At 63.7% G+C, this 21,268-nt stretch carries 28 protein-coding genes; 19 read left to right on the top strand and 9 right to left on the bottom strand.

Annotated features, from left to right (window positions below; translation table 11 throughout):
• Positions 1-33: 33 nt before the first annotated feature.
• The 6 genes from AC3WS6_RS14570 to AC3WS6_RS14545 all read right to left on the bottom strand — a co-directional run bounded on the left by AC3WS6_RS14570 (position 34) and on the right by AC3WS6_RS14545 (position 6,059).
• Positions 34-1,428: an aspartate aminotransferase family protein gene (locus AC3WS6_RS14570; RefSeq protein ID WP_492501756.1), complete on the bottom strand. Its 1,395-nt coding sequence runs from the start codon at positions 1,426-1,428 to the stop codon at positions 34-36.
• On the bottom strand, positions 1,425-1,892 hold the full coding sequence (locus AC3WS6_RS14565) for an Lrp/AsnC family transcriptional regulator (protein ID WP_492501755.1): 468 nt from the start codon (positions 1,890-1,892) through the stop codon (positions 1,425-1,427). Before AC3WS6_RS14565 ends, AC3WS6_RS14570 begins: the two co-directional genes overlap by 4 nt.
• Before the next feature lie 87 nt (positions 1,893-1,979).
• Complete coding sequence (locus AC3WS6_RS14560; RefSeq protein ID WP_492501754.1) at positions 1,980-3,140, bottom strand: acyl-CoA dehydrogenase family protein; 1,161 nt, start codon at positions 3,138-3,140, stop codon at positions 1,980-1,982.
• Positions 3,137-3,895 (bottom strand): alpha/beta fold hydrolase, encoded by a 759-nt coding sequence (locus tag AC3WS6_RS14555; protein ID WP_492501753.1) that lies wholly within the window; start codon positions 3,893-3,895, stop codon positions 3,137-3,139. The genes AC3WS6_RS14560 and AC3WS6_RS14555 overlap by 4 nt, the downstream gene beginning before the upstream one ends.
• Positions 3,896-3,939: 44 nt before the next feature.
• Positions 3,940-4,854, bottom strand: a complete 915-nt coding sequence (locus AC3WS6_RS14550) for a sugar kinase (protein WP_492501752.1) — start codon at positions 4,852-4,854, stop codon at positions 3,940-3,942.
• Positions 4,851-6,059, bottom strand: coding sequence for an MFS transporter (locus AC3WS6_RS14545; protein ID WP_492501751.1), 1,209 nt, complete (start codon positions 6,057-6,059; stop codon positions 4,851-4,853). Before AC3WS6_RS14545 ends, AC3WS6_RS14550 begins: the two co-directional genes overlap by 4 nt.
• Before the next feature lie 365 nt (positions 6,060-6,424).
• Between AC3WS6_RS14545 and nrdH the strand changes: the two genes are divergently transcribed.
• Genes nrdH through nrdF form a run of 4 tightly spaced genes read left to right on the top strand, consistent with a single transcriptional unit; the run spans position 6,425 to position 10,269 of the window.
• A complete protein-coding gene (gene nrdH, locus AC3WS6_RS14540) occupies positions 6,425-6,658 on the top strand; it encodes a glutaredoxin-like protein NrdH (protein ID WP_201470361.1) in 234 nt (77 codons plus the stop codon).
• A 6-nt stretch (positions 6,659-6,664) separates the two neighbouring features.
• Positions 6,665-7,117, top strand: a complete 453-nt coding sequence (gene nrdI, locus AC3WS6_RS14535; protein WP_492501750.1) for a class Ib ribonucleoside-diphosphate reductase assembly flavoprotein NrdI — start codon at positions 6,665-6,667, stop codon at positions 7,115-7,117.
• Between the two features lie 20 nt (positions 7,118-7,137).
• Complete coding sequence (nrdE, locus tag AC3WS6_RS14530; RefSeq protein WP_492502318.1) at positions 7,138-9,258, top strand: class 1b ribonucleoside-diphosphate reductase subunit alpha; 2,121 nt, start codon at positions 7,138-7,140, stop codon at positions 9,256-9,258.
• A 30-nt stretch (positions 9,259-9,288) separates the two neighbouring features.
• Positions 9,289-10,269, top strand: coding sequence for a class 1b ribonucleoside-diphosphate reductase subunit beta (gene nrdF, locus AC3WS6_RS14525; RefSeq protein ID WP_492501749.1), 981 nt, complete (start codon positions 9,289-9,291; stop codon positions 10,267-10,269).
• A 314-nt stretch (positions 10,270-10,583) separates the two neighbouring features.
• On the opposite strand, the gene AC3WS6_RS14520 is transcribed toward nrdF, so the two are convergent.
• Genes AC3WS6_RS14520 through AC3WS6_RS14510 form a run of 3 tightly spaced genes read right to left on the bottom strand, consistent with a single transcriptional unit; the run spans position 10,584 to position 12,493 of the window.
• Entirely contained in the window at positions 10,584-11,678 is a 1,095-nt protein-coding gene (locus AC3WS6_RS14520) for a site-specific integrase (RefSeq protein WP_492501748.1), read from the bottom strand.
• A 1-nt stretch (position 11,679) separates the two neighbouring features.
• A complete protein-coding gene (locus AC3WS6_RS14515; protein ID WP_492501747.1) occupies positions 11,680-12,171 on the bottom strand; it encodes an ImmA/IrrE family metallo-endopeptidase in 492 nt (163 codons plus the stop codon).
• Positions 12,140-12,493, bottom strand: a complete 354-nt coding sequence (locus AC3WS6_RS14510) for a hypothetical protein (RefSeq protein ID WP_492501746.1) — start codon at positions 12,491-12,493, stop codon at positions 12,140-12,142. The genes AC3WS6_RS14515 and AC3WS6_RS14510 overlap by 32 nt, the downstream gene beginning before the upstream one ends.
• A 195-nt stretch (positions 12,494-12,688) precedes the next feature.
• Here AC3WS6_RS14510 and AC3WS6_RS14505 point away from each other — a divergent pair, with 195 nt between their 5' ends.
• From AC3WS6_RS14505 to AC3WS6_RS14435, 15 genes are all read left to right on the top strand, one after another.
• Entirely contained in the window at positions 12,689-12,919 is a 231-nt protein-coding gene (locus AC3WS6_RS14505) for a helix-turn-helix domain-containing protein (RefSeq protein ID WP_492501745.1), read from the top strand.
• Positions 12,916-13,164, top strand: a complete 249-nt coding sequence (locus AC3WS6_RS14500; protein WP_492501744.1) for a hypothetical protein — start codon at positions 12,916-12,918, stop codon at positions 13,162-13,164. Before AC3WS6_RS14505 ends, AC3WS6_RS14500 begins: the two co-directional genes overlap by 4 nt.
• A 32-nt stretch (positions 13,165-13,196) precedes the next feature.
• The gene (locus AC3WS6_RS14495; RefSeq protein WP_492501743.1) at positions 13,197-13,658 is read left to right on the top strand and encodes an HNH endonuclease signature motif containing protein; all 462 of its coding nucleotides are present in this window, start codon (positions 13,197-13,199) and stop codon (positions 13,656-13,658) included.
• A 181-nt stretch (positions 13,659-13,839) separates the two neighbouring features.
• Positions 13,840-14,136 (top strand): hypothetical protein, encoded by a 297-nt coding sequence (locus AC3WS6_RS14490; protein WP_492501742.1) that lies wholly within the window; start codon positions 13,840-13,842, stop codon positions 14,134-14,136.
• Positions 14,133-14,396 carry a hypothetical protein gene (locus tag AC3WS6_RS14485; protein ID WP_492501741.1) on the top strand — a complete coding sequence of 88 codons (264 nt, stop codon included), beginning with the start codon at positions 14,133-14,135 and terminating at the stop codon, positions 14,394-14,396. The genes AC3WS6_RS14490 and AC3WS6_RS14485 overlap by 4 nt, the downstream gene beginning before the upstream one ends.
• Positions 14,397-15,499: 1,103 nt before the next feature.
• Positions 15,500-15,673 carry a hypothetical protein gene (locus tag AC3WS6_RS14480; protein WP_492501740.1) on the top strand — a complete coding sequence of 58 codons (174 nt, stop codon included), beginning with the start codon at positions 15,500-15,502 and terminating at the stop codon, positions 15,671-15,673.
• Positions 15,674-15,696: 23 nt separating this feature from the next.
• Positions 15,697-15,906 (top strand): hypothetical protein, encoded by a 210-nt coding sequence (locus AC3WS6_RS14475; RefSeq protein ID WP_492501739.1) that lies wholly within the window; start codon positions 15,697-15,699, stop codon positions 15,904-15,906.
• 152 nt (positions 15,907-16,058) lie between these two features.
• Positions 16,059-16,274: a hypothetical protein gene (locus tag AC3WS6_RS14470; protein WP_492501738.1), complete on the top strand. Its 216-nt coding sequence runs from the start codon at positions 16,059-16,061 to the stop codon at positions 16,272-16,274.
• A complete protein-coding gene (locus tag AC3WS6_RS14465) occupies positions 16,271-16,507 on the top strand; it encodes a hypothetical protein (protein WP_492501737.1) in 237 nt (78 codons plus the stop codon). Before AC3WS6_RS14470 ends, AC3WS6_RS14465 begins: the two co-directional genes overlap by 4 nt.
• Positions 16,508-16,629: 122 nt before the next feature.
• On the top strand, positions 16,630-16,794 hold the full coding sequence (locus AC3WS6_RS14460; RefSeq protein ID WP_492501736.1) for a hypothetical protein: 165 nt from the start codon (positions 16,630-16,632) through the stop codon (positions 16,792-16,794).
• Between the two features lie 321 nt (positions 16,795-17,115).
• Positions 17,116-17,442 (top strand): hypothetical protein, encoded by a 327-nt coding sequence (locus AC3WS6_RS14455; protein WP_492501735.1) that lies wholly within the window; start codon positions 17,116-17,118, stop codon positions 17,440-17,442.
• Complete coding sequence (locus AC3WS6_RS14450) at positions 17,439-18,254, top strand: PD-(D/E)XK nuclease-like domain-containing protein (protein ID WP_492501734.1); 816 nt, start codon at positions 17,439-17,441, stop codon at positions 18,252-18,254. Before AC3WS6_RS14455 ends, AC3WS6_RS14450 begins: the two co-directional genes overlap by 4 nt.
• Positions 18,251-18,826: a hypothetical protein gene (locus AC3WS6_RS14445; protein WP_492501733.1), complete on the top strand. Its 576-nt coding sequence runs from the start codon at positions 18,251-18,253 to the stop codon at positions 18,824-18,826. The genes AC3WS6_RS14450 and AC3WS6_RS14445 overlap by 4 nt, the downstream gene beginning before the upstream one ends.
• 395 nt (positions 18,827-19,221) lie before the next feature.
• On the top strand, positions 19,222-19,977 hold the full coding sequence (locus AC3WS6_RS14440; protein ID WP_492501732.1) for a phage replication protein O: 756 nt from the start codon (positions 19,222-19,224) through the stop codon (positions 19,975-19,977).
• The gene (locus AC3WS6_RS14435) at positions 19,974-21,152 is read left to right on the top strand and encodes an AAA family ATPase (RefSeq protein ID WP_492501731.1); all 1,179 of its coding nucleotides are present in this window, start codon (positions 19,974-19,976) and stop codon (positions 21,150-21,152) included. The genes AC3WS6_RS14440 and AC3WS6_RS14435 overlap by 4 nt, the downstream gene beginning before the upstream one ends.
• Positions 21,153-21,268 lie beyond the last annotated feature (116 nt).

Below are 21,268 nucleotides of genomic sequence, written 5' to 3'. Positions count from 1 at the left end.
CGGCATCCGGTGTGTCGGCCCCCGGACTGCGTGTCAGAGCACCGACTGGGCCTCGGAGAGCACGCCGCGCAGGATCTGTCCGATCTCGCGGAACTCGGCGGGGCCGACCGTGAGCGGCGGCGCGAGCTGGATCACGGGGTCGCCGCGGTCGTCGGCGCGGCAGTACAGCCCGGCCTCGAACAGGGCGGGGGAAAGGAAGCCGCGCAACAGTCGTTCGGACTCGTCGTCGTCGAAGGTCTCGCGCGTCGCCTTGTCCTTCACGAGCTCGATGCCGAAGAAGTAGCCGTCTCCGCGCACATCGCCCACGATCGGGAGGTCGAGGAGCGTCTCGAGCTCGGCGCGGAAGAGCGGCGAGTTCTCACGCACATGCTCGTTCAGCCCCTCCTCGTCGAAGATCGCGAGGTTCTCGAGGGCGACCGCCGCCGAGACCGGGTGCCCGCCGAAGGTGTAGCCGTGCGGGAACGACACGTCGCCCTTCGAGAAGGGCTCGTAGATGCGGTCGCTGATGACCGTGGCGCCGATGGGGGAGTATCCGCTCGTCATGCCCTTGGCACACGTGATCATGTCGGGCACGTAGCCGAGGCCCGTGCACGCGAAGGTGTGACCCAGACGTCCGAACGCGCAGATGACCTCGTCCGACACGAGCAGCACATCGTGGCGGTCGCAGATCTCGCGCACCCGGGCGAAGTACCCGGGAGGGGGCGGGAAGCATCCGCCCGAGTTCTGCACAGGCTCGAGGAAGACCGCGGCGACCGTGTCCGCACCCTCGAACAAGATCATCTCCTCGATGCGGTCGGCGGCCCAACGACCGAAGGCCTCGAGGTCGTCGCTCGGGCCGCCCATCTCGGCCGCGCGGTAGAAGTTGGTGTTCGGCACGCGGAAGCCGCCGGGGGTGACCGGCTCGAACATCGACTTCATGGCCGGGATGCCGGTGATGGCCAGCGCACCTTGCGGGGTGCCGTGGTAGGCGACCGATCGCGAGATGACCTTGTGCTTGGTGGGCTTGCCCATCAGTTTCCAGTAGTGCTTCGCGAGCTTGAACGCGGTCTCGACCGCCTCGCCGCCGCCGGTCGAGAAGAACACGCGGTTGAGGTCGCCGGGGGCCTCGGCGGCGAGCCGGTCGGCGAGTTCGATCGCGGCCGGATGCGCATACGACCAGAGCGGGAAGAACGACAGCTCGGACGCCTGCTTCGCCGCGGCCTCGGCGAGACGTCGACGACCGTGTCCGGCGTTCACGACGAACAGGCCCGCGAGCCCGTCGAAGTACTCCTTGCCCTTCGAGTCCCAGATGCGGTGCCCGTCGCCCTTGACGATGATCGGGACGCCGCTCTTGTCCATGGTCGACTGCCGTGTGAAGTGCATCCACAGGTGGTCCTTCGCCATGGCCTGCAGTTCGGCCTCGGACGGAGTCGTACGTTGCGTGCTCATCTGGTCCCCCAGTTGTAGAGCTGCTTCTGCAGCTTGGCGTAGATGAAGGTCTCGGTCGACAGCACCCCGTCGATCGGGCGGATGTGGTCGTTGATGAGGGCGAGGAGGTCTTCGTCGTCTTCGCAGACGACCTCGGCGAGGATGTCGAACGAGCCGACCGTGATGACCACGTAGTCGATCGCGGCGATCTCGGCGATCGCCTCGGCGACGAGCCTGGTGTCGCCGGACACGCGGATGCCGATCATGGCCTGGCGAGGGAAGCCCAACTGCATCGGGTCGGTGACCGCGACGATCTGCATGACGCCGGACTCGGTGAGGCGCTGCACGCGCTGGCGCACGGCGGCCTCGCTCAGCCCCACCTCGCGGCCGATGTCGGAGTACGAGCGCCGCCCGTCCTCCTGGAGCAGTTCGATGATGGTCTTGGCGACATCATCCAGAGGGGGATGCTTCTTTGAGGACGGCATGATGCGATCTTCGCACCGGAGCGGTCGCTCTTCAACCGATTCCGCAGAATTCGTGGAGCTTCAGCGGCGAAAACGCAGAATATCGGCCTATGCGTCGAGCGGGCCCAGCCACGCGCTCGCCGCAGTGGCATGCGCCGATTCGGGGTCGGACGGGTGGAACGCCCCCGCGAGGACGTCGCGGTAGAGCCGCGACAGCTCGTTCGACGAGAAGTACGAGCCGCCGCCCGCCACGAGCATCGCCTGATCGACGACGTGCTTCGACATCGTGATCGCCCGGTGCTTGACGCCCGACAGCAGGGTGAACCACCGTGCGCCGTTGTCGACCTTCTCATCGACGTCGCGCGCGAGCACCGCGATCTGCGGCGGGAGCGCGTCGTAGGCGAGGCCCATGTCGGCGATGCGCCAGCGGATGTCGGGGTCCTGACTGTACGCGGCACCCGTCTTCTTCGAGCGGCGCTTCTGGGCTGTGAGCACGGCGAGATCGAGCGCGCGCCGCGCGATGCCGGTGTAGACCGAGGCGAGCAGGATCTCGAAGACCGAGAAGATCCCGAACACGATGGGGTCGGGGTTGGGGCCGGGGTCGATGCGGCGCACGACGTGCGGGGCATCGGCCACGGCACCGTCGAGCCGTGTCGTGCGGCTCTGGGTGCCCCGCATGCCGAGGGTGTCCCAATCGTCGCCCGTGACGACCGCGTCCGTGCGATCGACGAACGCGAAGACGAGCTTGGGAGCGTCGGTGCTCGTCGTGTCCAGGCCGTGCAGCCCGAGCTTGGTCCACACGGGCGCGAGCGAGGTGAAGATCTTGGTGCCGGTGAATGCGTAGCCGCCGTCGGCGGTGGGCGTCGCGTCGGTGTCGCTGCCGAACAGCACCAGGTCGTTGCCGCCCTCGCTGATGCCGAAGGCGAAGACCTCGCCCGCGACAGCGCCGTCCTGCACGAACTCGAGGCCGGGGACGCCGCGGTCGGAGAACACCTTGGCGACGCCCGTCCACACCAGGTGCATGTTGATCGCGAGTGCCGTCGCCGGGGCGGCGGTCGCAAGGCGCTGCTGCAGGATCGCGGCCTCGGCGAGCCCGAGTCCCGCGCCCCCACGCTCAGCGGGTACGAGGATCGACAGGTATCCGGCCTCCCGCAGCTCTGCGAGGTCCTGCTCGGGGAACGTGTTCTCGCGGTCATGGATCGGTGCTCGCTCGCGGATGCGCTCGAGCAGGTCGTCGGGAAGGTACGCGGTCGCGTCGAACGTGCTCATGCGAGGGCCTCTCTCAGCTGTCGGACGGTCTCTTCGGGCTTGTCGCGGTGCAGGGAGTGGCCCGCGCCCTCGACGACCGACATCGTGATCAGCGGGTTCGACGCGAGCACGTCGGCCGCGACGTCGCCGGTGAAGATGCTGTAGACCGCGGGGTCCGAGGCGATCACATGCGTGGGAACCCTCAGCCCTGCGGCGTCCGCCGTGACATCCCACGGAGTGTTCTGCGCGCTCGTCTGCTCGACCGCCCAGGCGCTCGCGCGGCGCACGGCGTCGACCTTGAGCTCGCAGTCCTGCGGATGCCAGTGCGGATGCTCCTGTCGCACGAGCTCGACCCGGTTGTCGGCGAACGCGCGCTCCTGACTTCTGCGCACGATCGCGGCGTCTCTGCCGCCGACGAGGATCGCCGGGTCCAGCAGCACGAGGCGGTGGGTCCACTCCGAGGCGGATGCTGCGGCGACCGTGCCGGCCGCGCCGCCGAGCGAATGGCCGACGACCGCATCCCACGGTCCGCCGCCATCCGGAGTCGCCGCCGCGAGGTCTGCCGCGTACGCGGCGACCGAGTAGTCGAGGTCGCGCGGGGCATCCCCGTGGCCACGGAGGTCGACCGCGGTCGCATGCCATCCGGTCTCTGCGAGGGCGGCGCCGACCCGCCACATGAGTGCCGCGGACGAGCCGAGGCCGTGCACGAGCAGAGCACGGCGGTCGGATGCCGGGTCACCCCAGCAGAGGCGCGGCAGCGTGAGAGGTGCAGGCATGCAGCCAGCCTACGACCGGGTGGCGACAGCGGGGCCTTGCCAGGTCAGTCGAGCGGCGGCAGATCGCCGTGCGTGGTCAGCACGCAAGCGGCGGCGGTGTGGCCCGCCGACAGTCGCGCTGCCAGGTCTGCGCCGTCGAGCGTCGCAGCGAGGAACCCGGCGGCGAACGCGTCTCCCGCGCCGACCGGCTCGACGACTTCGACCCGCGGAGCGGGCACGAACACCGGTTCGTCGTCGCCGTGGAACGCGGTCGCCCCGACGTCGCCGTCTTTCACGATGAGCAGGCCGCAGTTCGGCAGATGGGCGCGGATCTCGGCGGCGGTGGCGGTGCCCCAGATGCGCTCGCCCTCATCGCGTCCGACGAAGGCGATGTCGGCGGCATCCGCCAGGCGGGCGAGGGTGTCGGCAGCATCCTGCATCGTCCACAGCGCACGGCGGTCGTTCACATCGAACGACACGAGTGCCCCGGCGGCGCGGGCGTCGACGAACAGCTGATCGACCATCGCACGGCACGACACCGAGAGCGCCGGGGTGATGCCGGTGGTGTGCACGACTCTGACGCCTGCGAGCCGGGTGGCGTCGAGGAAGCCGGGAGCCATCAGCGATGCGGCTGATCCTCGCCGGTAGTAGTAGACCGCCGACGACTCGATGCCGGGGTCCTTGAACATGACGCCGGTGGGAGCATCCGCATCGCTCGTCACCCAGAGCTCGACGCCGCGCCGCTCGAGCTCGGTCGAGATGCGGATGCCGATCGGATCGTCGCCGAGGCGCGACGCCCATACGGCGCGGTGTCCGGCCGTGACGAGCCCGACGGCCACATTGCCCTCTGCTCCGGCCAGACCGAGCGCCGCGGTCTCGGTCTCGGCGAGCGGGGCGCCGAGGGCCGTGACGAGTCCCATGGACTCGCCGATGCAGACGACCTCGGGCGCGACGGATGCGGGAGGGGGCGCAGAGCTCATGAAGGGGTGACCGCCAGGGGTTCGGTATCGGGGTGGGGACTCGCATCGCGGTGACGCAGATCGGGGAATGCGCGGACGAACACGATCGAGACGACGAGCCCGGCTGCAGCGAAGAGGGTCGCGGCAAGATAGGCACCGCGCGGATCCGTCGCGTCGACGAGGAACCCCGCGACCGCCGAGCCTGCGGCCGCGCCGATCAGCTGTCCGGTGCCCGCCCAGCCGAAGGCCTCGGCGGTCTCGCTGAACTTGACGCTCGCGGTCGTGATGGCGAACAGCACGGCGAGGGCCGGGGCGATGCCGATGCCGGCGACGATCAAGGTGCCGCCGAGCCAGAACTCGTTGAGGGAGAACATCGTGAGCGCGAGGCCGACCGTGACGATGGTGAGGCGGCGTGCCATCGCCCACGGGCCGATCGGGATGTGCCCGAACGAGAGTCCGCCGGCGAGGCTGCCGACGGCGAACACGGCGAGCACGACACCGGCGGCCAGGCTTCCGTGCTCGAACGTCGCGACCACGCCGACCTCGACCGCCGAGCACGCGCCGATCAGCAGGAAGCCGATGACGGTCGCGAGCAGTACCGGCGGCTTGAGCACGACCTTGCCCAGTGCGCTGCGACTGCGCGGGATGCGAACGCGGCCGACCTCGGGGGAGAGGATGAACCACGCACCGCCGCCCACCAGCACGACCGCCACCAGCAGCAGACCCTCGGCGGTGCCGACCTGCGTCGACACGAGGGTGATCACGACCGGCGCGAGGACCCAGATGATCTCCTGCAGCGAGGCGTCGAGGGAGAACAGGGGAGTGAGCTGTCGGGAATTGACGAGCTTCGGATAGATGGTGCGCACCGCGGCCTGCACCGGAGGGGTCGACAGGCCCGCGATCAGGCCCAGGATCATGTAGCCGGGAACATCGAGCGGCAGCAGTGCCAGGCCGAGAACGGCCACGACGCACACGCCGAGCGTGAGGGTGAGCACCCGGCGCATTCCCCACGCGCCCATCCACCTGCTCGTGATCGGACCGGCCACGGCCTGGCCGACGCTGGTCGCGGCGAGCACGAGACCGGCCGACCCGTAGGAGCCGGTCTGCTGTTCGACGTGCAGAAGGATCGCCAGCGAGGTCATCCCGTTGGGGAAACGAGCCGTCAACTGTGCAGCGATCATGCGCGCCACTCCGGGCGTGCGAAGAAGGTCCCGATATCCCGCCACGGGTCAACGCTACCGGGCGCCGGGGACACCCGTCGAAGCGTCGTCCGAACGACACGCCGCGACACGCCGAAGACGACTTTCCACACCAAATCGAATGTCCGAGGGGGTGCGTAGCGTCCCACCTGTGGATGAATTTCACGCGGGGCGATCCGAGCCGCGATTTCATGCGGTTCGAGAGCACTGTCAAGGGGGCTGCGCCTGTGGAAGAAACGGTGGAGAACCTGTGTTGTAACAGTGGAGAGCGGTGGAAAACTACACGGATGTAACTACTAGCCCTTGTGGTCACTCCGAATGTCCGTCCCTATATGTAGTATTGAGATCCCGGTGAGGCTCTACCGGACAAACCAGAGATTTGAGGGGATCAGATGTCGATCACGGTCTACACCAAGCCGTCCTGCGTTCAGTGCAACGCCACCTATCGCGCGCTCGACGCGAAGGGCATCGAGTACGAGATCCACGACCTGTCGGAGGACCCGGCAGCGCTCGAGCAGGTCAAGGCGCTCGGCTACATGCAGGCGCCCGTCGTCGTGACCGACGGCGACCACTGGTCGGGCTTCCGTCCCGACAAGATCGACGAGCTCGCTTCGCGTCTGGCGTGATCCGCCATGAGCGCCGTAGCGACCGCCGCGCCGCTCCTGGTCTACTTCTCGAGCGCGTCGGGTAACACCGCGCGCTTCGTCGAGAAGCTCGGGCTCCCGGCCCGCCGCATCCCGCTCCATCGTCAGGACGGAGAGCTCGTCGTCGATGAGCCCTTCGTCCTCGTCACCCCCACCTACGGTGGGGGTGTGGGGCGCGGTGTCGAACGCGGCGCCGTACCCAAACAGGTGATCCGGTTCCTCAACGACGAGCGCAACCGTCGTCACATCCGCGGAGTGATCTCCGCGGGCAACACCAACTTCGGCGAGTCCTTCTGTCTCGCCGGAGACATCATCAGCCGCAAGTGTCACGTGCCTCACTTGTACCGGCTCGAGATCTTCGGCACACAGGACGACGTTGATCGCGTGAGCGACGGATTGGAAAGACAGTGGCAACTGCAGTCGAAGAGCATGACGCCGTGAGCGAGACCGTGGCGTTCAAGATGAACCCGAGCTACGAGGGCCTCGACTATCACGCCCTCAACGCGATGCTGAACCTGTACGACGCGAACGGGAAGATCCAGTTCGACGCAGACAAGCGCGCCGCCCGCGAGTACTTCCTGCAGCACGTCAACCAGAACACCGTGTTCTTCCACTCCCTCAAGGAGCGTCTCGACTATCTGGTCGAGAAGGAGTACTACGAGCCGGCCGTGATCGAGCAGTACTCGCTCGAGTTCATCCAGAAGCTCAACGACCTCGCGTACGGCAAGAAGTTCCGCTTCGAGACCTTCCTCGGAGCCTTCAAGTACTACACGAGCTACACGCTCAAGACGTTCGACGGCAAGCGCTACCTCGAGCGCTTCGAGGACCGCGTCGTGATGACGGCCCTCGGCCTCGCGGGCGGCGACGAGCAGCTCGCCGTCGCACTGGTCGAGGAGATCATCTCCGGTCGGTTCCAGCCGGCGACCCCGACCTTCCTCAACTCGGGCAAGGCGCAGCGCGGCGAGCTCGTCAGCTGCTTCCTGCTGCGCATCGAAGACAACATGGAGTCGATCGCCCGCGGCATCAACTCCGCCCTCCAGCTCTCCAAGCGCGGCGGCGGAGTGGCGCTGCTGCTCTCGAACATCCGCGAGGCCGGCGCGCCGATCAAGCAGATCGAGAACCAGTCCTCGGGCATCATCCCCGTGATGAAGCTCCTCGAAGACAGCTTCAGCTACGCCAACCAGCTCGGTGCCCGTCAGGGTGCCGGTGCGGTGTACCTCAACGCGCACCACCCCGACATCATGCGCTTCCTCGACACCAAGCGTGAGAACGCCGACGAGAAGATCCGCATCAAGACGCTGTCGCTCGGTGTCGTCGTTCCCGACATCACTTTCGAGCTGGCGAAGAACGGCGAGGACATGTACCTCTTCTCGCCGTACGACGTCGAGAAGGTCTACGGCGTGCCCTTCGGCGACATCTCGGTCACCGAGAAGTACCGCGAGATGGTCGACAACCCGCGCATCAAGAAGACCAAGATCAACGCGCGCGAGTTCTTCCAGACCATCGCCGAGATCCAGTTCGAGTCGGGCTACCCGTACATCATGTTCGAGGACACGGTGAACAAGGCCAACCCGATCAAGGGCCGCATCAACATGTCGAACCTCTGCAGCGAGATCCTGCAGGTGAACACGCCGACGACGTACAACGACGACCTCTCGTACGACCAGATCGGCAAGGACATCTCCTGCAACCTCGGCTCGATGAACATCGCGCTGTCGATGGATGCCGACGACCTCGGTCAGACGGTCGAGACCGCGATCCGCGCGCTGAGCGCGGTGAGCGACCAGAGCCACATCCGCTCGGTGCGCTCGATCGAAGACGGCAACGACCGCTCCCACGCGATCGGCCTCGGCCAGATGAACCTGCACGGCTACCTCGCTCGTGAGCACGTGCACTACGGCTCCGAAGAGGGCATCGACTTCACGAACATCTACTTCTACACGGTGCTGTTCCACGCGCTGCGCGCCTCGAACAACCTGGCGATCGAGCGCAAGCAGGCCTTCGACGGTTTCGCCGACTCGACGTACGCGTCGGGGGAGTTCTTCGACAAGTACATCGAGCGCGCCTGGGTGCCCGAGACCGAGAGGGTCAAGGAGCTCTTCGCGGGCAAGCACATCCCGACGCAGGCCGACTGGGTGGCGCTGAAGTCGTCGATCCAGGAGCACGGCATCTACAACCAGAACCTGCAGGCGGTACCCCCGACCGGGTCGATCTCGTACATCAACAACTCGACCTCGTCGATCCACCCGATCGCGTCGAAGATCGAGATCCGCAAGGAAGGCAAGCTCGGTCGCGTCTACTACCCGGCGCCGTTCATGACGAACGACAACCTGGAGTACTACCAGGACGCATACGAGATCGGCTACGAGAAGGTCATCGACACGTACGCCGCCGCCACGCAGCACGTCGACCAGGGCCTGTCGCTGACGCTGTTCTTCAAGGACACCGCCACGACGCGTGACATCAACAAGGCGCAGATCTACGCATGGCGCAAGGGCATCAAGACGATCTACTACATCCGTCTGCGTCAGCTGGCACTGGAGGGCACCGACATGACCGAGTGCGTCTCCTGCATGCTCTGATCGCTCCCTGAACACGAGAAACGACGAATCATGACTCCCCACCCCCCGCTCAAGCTGGTCGACAGCGTTCAGGCGATCAACTGGAACCGCATCATCGACGACAAGGACCTCGAGGTCTGGAACCGTCTGGTGAACAACTTCTGGCTGCCCGAGAAGGTGCCGCTGTCGAACGACATCCAGTCGTGGAACACGCTGACCCCCGAAGAGCAGCTGCTGACGATGCGTGTGTTCACCGGTCTGACGCTGCTCGATACGATCCAGGGCACCGTCGGCGCCGTCTCGCTGATCCCCGACGCGATCACGCCTCACGAAGAAGCCGTGTACACGAACATCGCGTTCATGGAGTCGGTGCACGCGAAGAGCTACTCCTCGATCTTCTCGACGCTCGCGTCGACCAAGGAGATCGATGAGGCGTTCCGCTGGTCCACCGAGAACCCGAACCTTCAGAAGAAGGCTCAGATCATCATGGACTACTACCAGGGCGACGACCCTCTCAAGCGCAAGGTCGCCTCGACCCTGCTCGAGTCGTTCCTGTTCTACTCGGGCTTCTACCTGCCGATCTACTGGTCGTCGAAGGCCAAGCTCACGAACACGGCCGACCTGATCCGCCTCATCATCCGCGACGAGGCCGTGCACGGCTACTACATCGGCTACAAGTTCCAGAAGGGTCTCGAGAACGAGACCGAAGAGCGTCGTCAGGAGCTGAAGGACTACACCTTCAACCTGCTCTTCGAGCTCTACGACAACGAGGTGCAGTACACGCAGGACCTCTACGACGGCGTCGGTCTGACCGAAGACGTCAAGAAGTTCCTGCACTACAACGCCAACAAGGCGCTGATGAACCTCGGCTACGAAGCGATGTTCCCCTCGACCGTCACGAACGTGAACCCGGCGATCCTGTCGGCACTCTCGCCGAACGCCGACGAGAACCACGACTTCTTTAGCGGGTCCGGGAGTAGCTACGTGATTGGCAAGGCTGAGGCCACCGAAGACGACGACTGGGACTTCTGAAAATGCCTGTCCGCAGCGGGAAAAGCTTCATTGCTGCGGATCTTTCAAGCCGCCGTCCGCGACTCTCTCTGGGAGCGCGGGCGGCGGCTTGCCCACGTTTTGCCCACACCTCCCCGAAGGGAGGTGATGAACATGGCTAGCAAGGGTCGCGCTCGAAGCGCAATCACAGGTCGCTTCGTAAAGAAGTCGACGGCCGCCCGCAATCCGCGGACGACCGTCATAGAGAAGCCCAAGAAGCGATGAGCTAAGAACTCACTTTGGTGAGCGACGACGCCCGGACTGGTACTCCGGGCGTTGTTGCGTTAACCCTACTCCTAGGACACTGCGCGTTCTCGAGCCTCACTCATTCGCTGCGCGATGGAGTCCAGGTCGTCGTCGAAGAGGTCGGCGTACACGTCAAGCGTCATCGCCGCCGATGCATGTCCGAGCATGCGCTGTACGGCCTTCACATTGGCGCCCGCGCTAATCGCCAAAGATGCCGCAGTGTGCCGGAGTGCATGCGGCGTGAGCATGGGGAAGGTCTTGTCCTGCGCCTGTGCAGCACGCACGGCTCGAACAAACCAGCCGGACGTCGCGTGCGGATAGCGGGTCTGGTGAGTTCCATCCCCGAATACGAAACCGTCCCGTCCTTTGCCCTCGCACAGCCGGGCGAGGGAGGGGATCAGGAACGGGGCAATGGGAACTTCCCTCCTGCGTCCGCTCTTAGGCGTCCCGGTGACGTACTCACCACGCACGAGGACGGAGTTATCCTCAACCGCGATACGCCGACGCAGGAGGTCGAGATGGTGAACCCTCAGAGCTGCCATCTCACCCCAACGCAGACCTGTGTAGGCGAGGATCAGCGTGATGTCAGGCTGGTCGCTTCCGTCGACAAGAAGGTCTACCTGCTGGTGGGTGAGGTAGCGGTGCGGCTTCTTCTTCTTGGCAGGCAACTGCACGCCCCGCGCTGCGTTCTGTAGAACGATCCGATCCCTCTCAGCGATCGCCAGGATGCTCGAGAGCACAATGACTGCGCGCCGTACGGTCTGCGCAGACTTGCCGTCGCGGGCGAGGCTAGAGATCCAGTCCTCCACCTCCGATGAACGAACGGAGGCGACTCGACGAGACCCCCACTGTGGCTCGACGTGAATCCGCCATGCAGTCTCCATCGTGTTCTGCGAGGAGGGCTTGAGCGATGCGAGTCGACCGCTCTTCCACTGCTCCGCGAATGAACCCACGGTGCGACGAGACTGAGTGGGGTCGAGGTAATCACCCGAAGCCTTCGAGACCGTCGTCGAAGCGAGGAACAGCTCGGCCTCTCGCTTCGTCTTGAAGCCGCGCTTGTCGGTCTGGGCTCCATCCGGCTTGCGGTATCGGACTCGGTAGCGCTTACCCTTCGCTGTCTCGTACGCCGTCACTGTTCCAGCCATGTCAGGACACCTCCGATAGCTCTATGCGTTCCATCCAGACGCCTTCGCCCATACCCGGCTTGACGTACACCTGATCGCCGATACGTGACAGCAGGCGCTTGAATGCGTCGATGATCTCCACAGTCACGTCGAGGTCGTACGCCATCGCCGGCGAATGTCCCGAACGAAGAGTCTCCACCTCCGCGAACGCCTCTCTGTCGATGAGATAGAGGGCTGCCCATTCCCATGCGCGCCGTTCCTGCTTGGCTTTCACTGGTCCGTACGGCGTCGGAGCGTCACGGAACAGGGCATGGGCGATCTCGTGCGCTAGGAAGGAGCGCGTCACACGCCGGGACATTCCTGGATTGATTCGAACCTGGCGCAGCCCGTCGTGGTATCCACCGCGAGTCTTGCCACGCCGCTCCACAACGGTGAGTCCGAGATCCTCTGCGAGCTCGGTCAGATGCGCGACGTCGCGCTCTTCAACCGTCGTAGTCGTCTTGATCCTCTTCATGGTCAACTTGCCCTTCCCCCGCCACTTCGTCGAGTTCATCTTCGTTTGCACCTCGGACACCGAAGTCTGCGGCGATCACGTTCGACGTGTCCCTCAGCGGCGGGTCAGCATCGACTGACCGGTAGAAATGCATGCCGTTCTCGTCACCGATCACGCCGTACTTAGGCACCAGCCGACCGTCATACATACGGCCGAACGGGGTCTGGATGCGCGCGAGAAGCTCTTGAGGCTCGAGATCAACCAGGCCTGCGAACTCCTCGAAATCGCGGACTGTGAAGATCTTGCGCTTCGCGACGCGGTCGTGGATGTAGCTCCGCGACATGCTCATACGCGACGCAAGGTCGTCAAAGCTCCACCCGCGGGCAGACATCTCGTGCTGCACGTACTCGGCGAACTTCTTCGCGAGCCCTTCTGCTGGCCCCTGTGATCCTGTTGGCATAAGAACATCGTACCCATATACGGATCAAAGTGCACTGACGGGGTTGCGCAGGTTCTCAAGTGGGGATACCGTACTCATATGGAAATGGAACTGACGTGGTGGGAACGCATCGCCGAAGGTGTGCGGATGGAGCTTGCCAAGCAGCGGCTCGATCAGTCAGCCCTGGCGAGAGAGATCGGGCGTAGCCGCAACTACGTATCCCTCAGAGTCAACGGCAAGGCGCCGTTCAAGCTCGATGAGGCTGAGGCCGTAGCCGCATGGCTCGGTGTCGGCATGGATGAACTGGCGGGAAAGGTGGCCCGCTCATGAGAAACACCACCAGCACTAGACCACTGACCGACGAGTGGCTGTCGCCGGCGCAGGTTTGCTCTCTCCTTCCAGGAATGACTGAGGAGATTCTGAGCGAGCGCCGCAAGCAGCGACTAGATCCTCCGTACTTCAAGCCCACTGGGGAGCGAGGCAAGGTCGTCCTCTACGACCGCGCCGAGATCATGGCGTGGGTCAAGGCAAGCAAGGTCGCTACCCGTGATGTCTCTCTGCGGAGGGCATCATGAGCGTCTTCGCGATCACAGACCTCCCGCCGCGCATGCAGACCAAGATCGCCATCGAGGGCGAATGCTGGACATGGACGGGCGCGAGAAACCCCAAGGGGTACGGCTCCGCGGCTGCTGGGAAGAAGAACAAGTCAGTTCTCGCTCACCGTCTCTCTTACTCGCTCACTCGTGGTGAGATCCCTGAGGGGATGCAGATCGACCACCTGTGCGAGAACACCTCGTGCGTCAACCCCGCGCACCTCGAGGCGGTTTCGCCCGAGGAGCACCGACGCCGCATCGGACACGCTGACCTCGTTCCCGTGTACGCCCCTGAGCGATCGAATGTCGTTTCGCCGGGTGTCACTGAGGCCTTCCATGCGTTCTTCGATCGCGTCGATGAGTCGCGACGCCGTTATGCAGCAATGTCGCCGGAGGAGCGTGCGGCGGATGACGCTCGCCGGCATCGTCTGCATGTGATCACTGGCACACGTTGCGCATGCGAGGTCGCATCATGATCGACACCATCCCGCTCTGGTTCGCGCTCACGGTCAGCTTCCTCGCGTTCGTCGCATGGATCGTCCTCGAGGTGCGTGAGTCGAACCGGTTCTACGCAAACCAGGATGCGTCTGACCCGGTTGCGGTGACTGGTTCTGGCATCTGTTCGAACCGTTACCCGCGATCATGCGGAGGTGTGCGATGAGTAACCAGGTGCGACCGACTACCGAAGGCGTCGACGTTTGCGACCTGTGTGGTAAGCCTGTCGACACGTACGGCCATCGCGATTGGTCAGTGATGAACATTGGGCACCGCAAGGTCGAGGCGCAGCAACCTGACCGGAGCTGGTTCAAGTTTCTCCGCAAGGGTTCGGGAGACCGAGAGAGCGGTGCACCCAAGGGTGACTATCGGTCGTGGACGTGGGACTTCCATGGGGAGTGTCTCGTGGATGCGCTGATGCCGCTCGTGACGGACGAGGCGCGCGAGGAGGCATCGTGACTCAGTTCGCTTCCACCCTGTACCCGCAGACCAACCCGACGAACCCCGTGCTCCTTGCCTACCGTGAGCACGTCCAGGAACACTGCCTGACTTGCGACGCTGATTCCTGGCTTTTTGCGCTCGACTCGGAGGCCGCCTTCGGAGGCTTCAAGCTCTGGGAGAACCCAAAGAACGCCTACCACTCGCTCACGATTGCGAGTCCGATGCAGCTCCGTCATGCGCGCGGCGTTCTAACCCGTCTGGCAAACCTCACCGGCTGATCCCCGTCATCTGATCCGGCTCTACTCCCGTCGCTGGGGGTAGCGCTACTCGTCGCGCTCTGACGCGGCTTCAACTGAACAGAACTCGCAGGAGTAACAGCCTGGAACCCGTCACCGGAAGCCAGGACAGCCCGCAGACACCACCTGCCGGCTACGAGGACTGCGAGCGCATAGACCACCAGGAAGCATCTGCTGGCGCTGTACCCGAGATTCATGTGATGGGTGCACTGCTTTGGGGTCGAAGGAAAGGATTCGACAGTTCGCCGCCATGGATGTACGGGCGGAACCAGCCGCGATGGGTCAAGCGGATGGCACGGGTTGGTCGCCGTGAACCATGCCACAGGGTTAGTGGTTGCGCAGAGCCGTATGGGGTTGTCCGGGTTCGAATCCCGGCTGCGCGCGCAGATGAACACGACACAAGGAGGTCTGCACATGCACGAGAACACAGGGATCGTCCGTAAAGCACTTGCTCGCGCTGAGGAGTTTCAGGGCGGGGCGTGGGGCTTCCGTCCGAAGCTTGACGCGATCGTCGCCATCCTTCGGGGCGACCTACGAGACAGAGAATCCGGTGTCATCGCTCCGGCTGACAAGACCCCCGGAATGGCGCTGGCTCGTCGAGTACGAGTCTGATCAAACCCCGCCCGTACGTGCGCTCACTGTCGCGGCGGACGGGCACTCGATTCACGGTTTCTGGTAGTCGAACGCGGGCTGGATACCTGCGTGGCTCCCGTGAATCCTCGGGGCCGGTGTTTGTCAGCACCGGCCCCCTTCTCTCTTCCCGCTCCTGGGGGTGCGGGGATACGGCAGGCATGTGGGGTGTGCTGTCGTGCGCGGTTCTGGGGACCGCAACAACCATGTGGAGGCCCGGACTGGGGATGTCACGGGCCTCCACATCACTACGACCATTCGAGATTCGAGGAGCACGGACATGAGTCGGACGAAGCGTGAGAAGAATCCCGACATGCTTTGCGGTTTCCAGTGGGGCGGGACTGCAAATCTGCGGCCCGATGATTCCGGCTGGAAATGCGCTCACTCGTGTCGGTTGCGATACCAGCACGAGACACCCATCCACTTCTGCTGCTCAGTTGTCGGCGGATCGATCGATGTCTGAGCGCAGACCGAATCCCGCGATCCCTGCTGACCAACGATGCGGTGCCTGTTCCGGATGGGGCGGACACATCATCCACCGGGGAGCCGACAACTACGAGGACTCGCAGAAGTGCTGGGGCTGCAACGGTTCCGGCGTCAACAACAACAACGAAGGAGAGAAGCCATGAGATGCGGCTACTGCGGGCGTTACATGCGTCACGTCGACTACGGCGCCTACTTCGGATCTGAGTGGGTGTGCTCACTACAGGTCGAGCACATCATTTCTGATCCGGGGCACTGGAGCGTCTGGATCAAAGAGGGGCACCTGTCCGAGTGGGGCATCGTGACCGATCAGCACATCCCAGCGCACACCATGACCGAACGCGAGATCCGCACTTACGCCGAAGGAGGCGAGCTATGAACACCCGCACCATGTCTCACACGTCTGACCCGGTGACGTCAACCGTCGCGGCTACGAGAGTCAACCATCGCCGCAGCGCAATCCTGAGACGTGCGATCGCTGACCTCCTCGCTGAGGAACCACGCACCCACGATGAACTGATCGAGGCATACGTGAACCTCCGCGCAGTGAACGACTGGCCGCTGCTGGGCCACATGCACGAGCTCAAGCGTCGCTGCTCCGACATGCACACCCGGTTCCATGTCGTGAAGCCGCTGGTCATCGACGGCGTGAAGATCACTCGACCTTCCGCTGATGGCAACCCGTCGACCGTGTGGACGCTCGCCGTGGATGCGGACTTGACACGCGCAGTGGTGAGCAAGCCATGAGTGACACGTGGCGTGAGGGTGCTCAGCGGAGACGACTCATCGGAGTCATCTACCTCGGGGCAGCGGCGATCGGATTCTCGGTCGCCGCTTTCTTGTACATCACCGCGGTCGACAACCCGGTACAGACAACGATCAGCGGCATGGTTGCGGGCGGTGGGGGACTACTCATCATCCTCGCCATCCACGAACTCATCGACGCACACAAATGGGCACGACTGGCAGCACGACGATGAACCCGCTCTGTGACACGTCGCTCGGGGTGGACGAAGCATGCGCACGACCACTCGGACACTTTGGCGACTGTGACCCCACATTCAACGCCGACGAGTGGCCCGAAGTACTTAGGAGACAACACATGCCAACCATCGCTGATCTCGAGGCCGCTGTTCACATCGAGGAAGAGGCTGTCGAACGCGCGTACATCTCACGAAACCCGACAGCCGTAGCACTCTTCGCCGCGAACCTCAGGAGAGCCACTGACGTGCTCAGAGTCGCACGCATCGAAGCGGGCGAGATCTGATGGCCGGGAAAGCACACCTCAGTGGTCACGTGCGATGGCCCGGAATGCCCACATCGGGGAGATACGTCTACCGCACCGGCAGTGGGCGTTGGTACTGGCAGTGCGACCTCTGTGGGGAATCTCAATCGGAACCCAACACCAGCCAAGCAATGCGGGAAGCGTTCGGCCTCGCGCTCGCTCACGTACCGAACTGCATCGGCTACTACACGGAGGACGCGTCATGAACCCCTGCTCCCTCTGCCATGACCACGGCGAAGTGATCATCACCAACAACCCGACCGTGTGGATGGACTGCCCACACCTCATCTGGAAGGACGCAGCATGACCGAACGAATCGACCACGCACAGAAAGCTCGGGACGCACTGGCTGAGCTTGACGTTACCGAGCCCGGTGCTACGAACCTCCCCGCCGATTGGTGTGGCGCAACGGATGACGAGCAATGGCTGGTCCACGCGACTCTCGAGGAAGCTCAGGTCCACGCGACTCTTGCCCTCGTCGAACAGCAGCGCATCGCCAATCTGATCTCTCTCGGCGCGTATCAGAACGCCGATGGGTCGCGTCCCGCGCAACACATCGTGACGTATCCGATCAACGACTACACAGTCGCGATCAACGCAAACATCCGGGAAGCACTGGGACTCTCATGATCGACCACCACATGCCAGACGAGATCTACCACACGCGCCCCGAGCTATCCAGCACCGGGGCGCGAACTCTTCTCCCCGATTTCAAGGGCTCGCCGGCGAAGTTCATCTGGAACCAGTCGCACCCGAGAACGAGCAAGGCATACGACGTCGGTCACGCCGTCCACGCCAAGGTGCTCGGGACAGGGTTGCAGGCCGTCGCGTACCCGGATGACGTGCTCGCATCAAACGGTGCAGCATCCACCAAGGCCGCGAAGGAATGGGCGATCGAGCAACGCGACAACGGGTTCGTGCCAATGAAGTCCGTCGAGGTGCACATCATCAACCGCATCTCCGAAGCCGTACTCGCCAACACGGAAGCGCGCACGGTGCTCGAGATGCCACACCGCGAGTCATCCATCTTCGCCCGCTCACCAGAAGGCGTCGCATGCCGAGCACGCTTCGACATATACGGCAACGGATCAGGCGGCGACCTCAAAACCGCCGACGACATCTCACCCCGCGGCTTCAACAAGCACGTCGTCGAATACGGCTACTTCATGCAAGAAGCCTGGTACCGCGACGTGCACCGCTTCGAAACCGGTGAAGAGCTCGACACTTTCAAGTTCGTCGTCGCCGAAACCAAAGGCCCATTCCAGGTTGCCGTGTACGAGCTCGACATCATCTACCGCGACATCGGCCGCAAGCTCTCACGAGAAGCACGCGACCTGTACCAGCGGTGCGTCGAGTCGGGCGAGTGGCCTGGCGTCGAGGGCGAACTGCTCGGGCCACCCAACTGGATGATCTACGAACACGAAGAGGAAGTAGCGCTATGAGGATCACCGCTGAACCCCGCTCGGACCAGTGGAATGGTGACGATTTCGTGGGTGGCCCGCGCACGTTCACCATCGCCGGGGTCAAGCCTGGCAAGGCTGAGCAGAAGTACGACATCGATCTGGTCGAGGGAGAAGGGCGCGTTTGGCGCCCACCGCCCACTGTCGTCCGTATCCTCATCGCAGCGTGGGGTGAGGAGTCGGACGTGTGGATTGGGCGTCGAGTGACGCTCAGGTTCGATCCGACGATTCAGTTCGGCCCGGAACGTGTCGGGGGGATACGCATCAGTCACCTCTCACACATCGGCAAGACGATGAAGCTCGCCAGCACGGTGAAGCGCGGGAAGAAGACCCCCGTGACCATTGAGCCGCTGCCGGATATTGCACCCGCAGCAGCCGAGCAGCCATCAATCGCGCCACACCTCGACGCCATCGACACCGCCGCAACCATGGACGCGCTCAAAGCCGCATGGATGGCAATCGACGCGGCAGGACTTGGCAAACACCCCGAGCTCTGGGCGGCGAAAGAAGCACGGAAGAAGGAACTCGAGCCCAAGCCATCAAGCTCCGACTGAAGTTTCTTGTTGTGCACAGGCTCACGAGGGTTTATCCCCAAAATTACAGGCGTGTAGTTCCGAATCTGTGTTCGTTCACGAAGTTATCCACAGGCATAATCGCGCGGATCGTCGCTTGTCCACACGATACCCACACCCTTATCCACAGGCCCGTTTGCTCGAACTGACGTTCGGGTCAAAACTGGCCGTGTCCGCAGAAAGGAGCACCCCATGATGGACGTGAGATCCGGGATCGCAGAGGCATACCTGCAGATGATCCCTAACGCAGAAGGCAACAGACATGAAGGGGTCTACGTCCGACTGGCAGCGAAGTACGGGGTCCCGTTCGGTCGCATCGTCGCACTGTCTGGGCTAGCAGCCGAGGTCGTCATTGCTCACCTGGAGGAGGGGACCTGATGGCGCGTATCAGATCACTCAAGCCCAGCTTCTTCACGAGCGAGCAGATCGTCAGCACGTCGATTCCGGCCCGCTACCTCTTCCAGGGGATGTGGGTTTTCGGGGACGACGAGGGCTACATCTCAGCGTCGCACCTGCAGTTGAAGATGCAGGTCTTCCCTGGTGACGCAGTAGAGGTCGCGCCGCTTGTGGAAGAGCTCCTGGAAGTGGGGCTGATCAAGAAGGTGGAGACGGACCAAGGCCCCGCGTTCAAGGTGCCTTCTTTCCGGAACCACCAGTCACCAAAGTACCCAACTCCTACAAAGTTCACCGTTGACGGGGCGTCTTTGACGGAGATTTCCCCCAGTGCTTCCCCAAAGCTTCCGAAGCATTCCCCCAGCCCTCACCCCGGAGAGGAGAGGAGAGGAGAGGAAAGGAGAGGAGAGAGAGGAGAGGAAGCCGAGGCCAAGCCCCGGCCTGACGTCATTCATCTCTGTGAAGTTCTCGCCGATCTCATCGAAGCTAACGGGTCGAAGCGACCAAAGATCGGCAAGGCGTGGCTCGACGCAGCCAGGCTGATGCTTGACCGGGATGGCCGGGATGCGGGCAAGGCCGAGAACCTGATCCGCTGGTCGCAGTCATCCACCTTCTGGAAGTCAACCATCCTGTCGATGCCGAAGTTCCGGGAGCAGTACGACAAGTTGCGCCTGCAGGCTCTCCGAGAGCATGAGGCGCAGAGCTCCCGCCGCGACCCTGACGCCTGGATGAACTCGTGACCGTCGCCGAGGAGCACCTGCTCGGCGCACTCATCACCTCACCCGCGGGAACGCTCCGAAGCATCGAAGGCGCGGTGAGTTCCGACGACTTCACCGATCCTCGTCACGGGTCAGTTTTCGACGGACTCGTTAACGCGATCATGCGAGGCGAACCGATCGACGTCGTGGCTGTCGACGGGAAGTTCCACGACTGGGGGGTAGCGTCGCTCAACCCGGCCGACGTGTGGCGTTGGGTTGACCCCGAGAAGATGATCGCCCACCGGGCCTACCAGTACGCGCAGGTCGTACGCGCCGATGCTGTCCGTCGTCGCCTTCACGAAGTCATATCGATGACGTCGGAGAAGATGCATGCCGGTGAGCCAGCATTGGAAATCGCTTCGGGAGCCGTGCAGGCCCTAACCAGTCTCGTCGACGGCTCCTCATCGGGCGGGCTGCAGGCGCGTCCATTGCGGGACGTACTCGCCGAGGTGGACTCGTACGACTGGATCATCCCTGGCTTGCTTGAACGTCAAGACAGGCTGGTCGTCACTGGCGCCGAGGGTGCGGGGAAGACGATGTGGATGCGGCAACTCGCGCTGCTATCAGCGGCGGGAATCCACCCCATCACCTTCCAGCCCATCGATCCAGTGAACGTGCTGGTCGTCGACGCCGAGAACACTGAACGGCAGTGGAGGCGCGCAACAGGGTGGATCGCGAGGAATGCGGCAGCAGAAGGACAACGCGACCCCGCCGACGTTGTGCACCTTGCGGCAGGTCGACGCATCGACATCACCAAAGGCCCACACCTGTCGGAGATTCACCGCCTCATCGACGTGCACAAGCCTGACGTGTTGTTCATTGGGCCGCTCTACAAGCTCGTATCGAAAGCGATCAACTCCGACGACGACGCCGCGCCTCTGATTGTCGCCCTCGATTCGCTGAGGGAACGCAACGTGGCGCTTGTCATGGAAGCACACGCCGGGCACTCGATCGGCGCATCAGGTCACCGTGATCTGCGACCACGCGGCTCGAGCGCACTGCTCGGGTGGCCTGAGTTCGGATTGGGCCTGCGGCCATCCGCCGACGCTGAGGGCGTTGTCGACGTGGTGCGTTGGAGAGGCGATCGGGATGTTCGCGAGTGGCCCAAGCAGATGTACAGAGGTTCATCGTGGCCCTGGGAGATATGGATGACATGAGACACGGAAAGAAAGCAACCTACGACCGGCACAAGTGCAGGTGCGAGGAATGCAGAGCCGCGAACGCGGCGTATCAGAGAAGCCGCCGTCGAAAGATGGCGGTTTCGTTTTGGAAG

Source organism: Microbacterium sp. EB106-03-03-XG65 (genome assembly GCF_058791955.1).
This window is presented reverse-complemented; position numbering and strand designations above follow the sequence as displayed.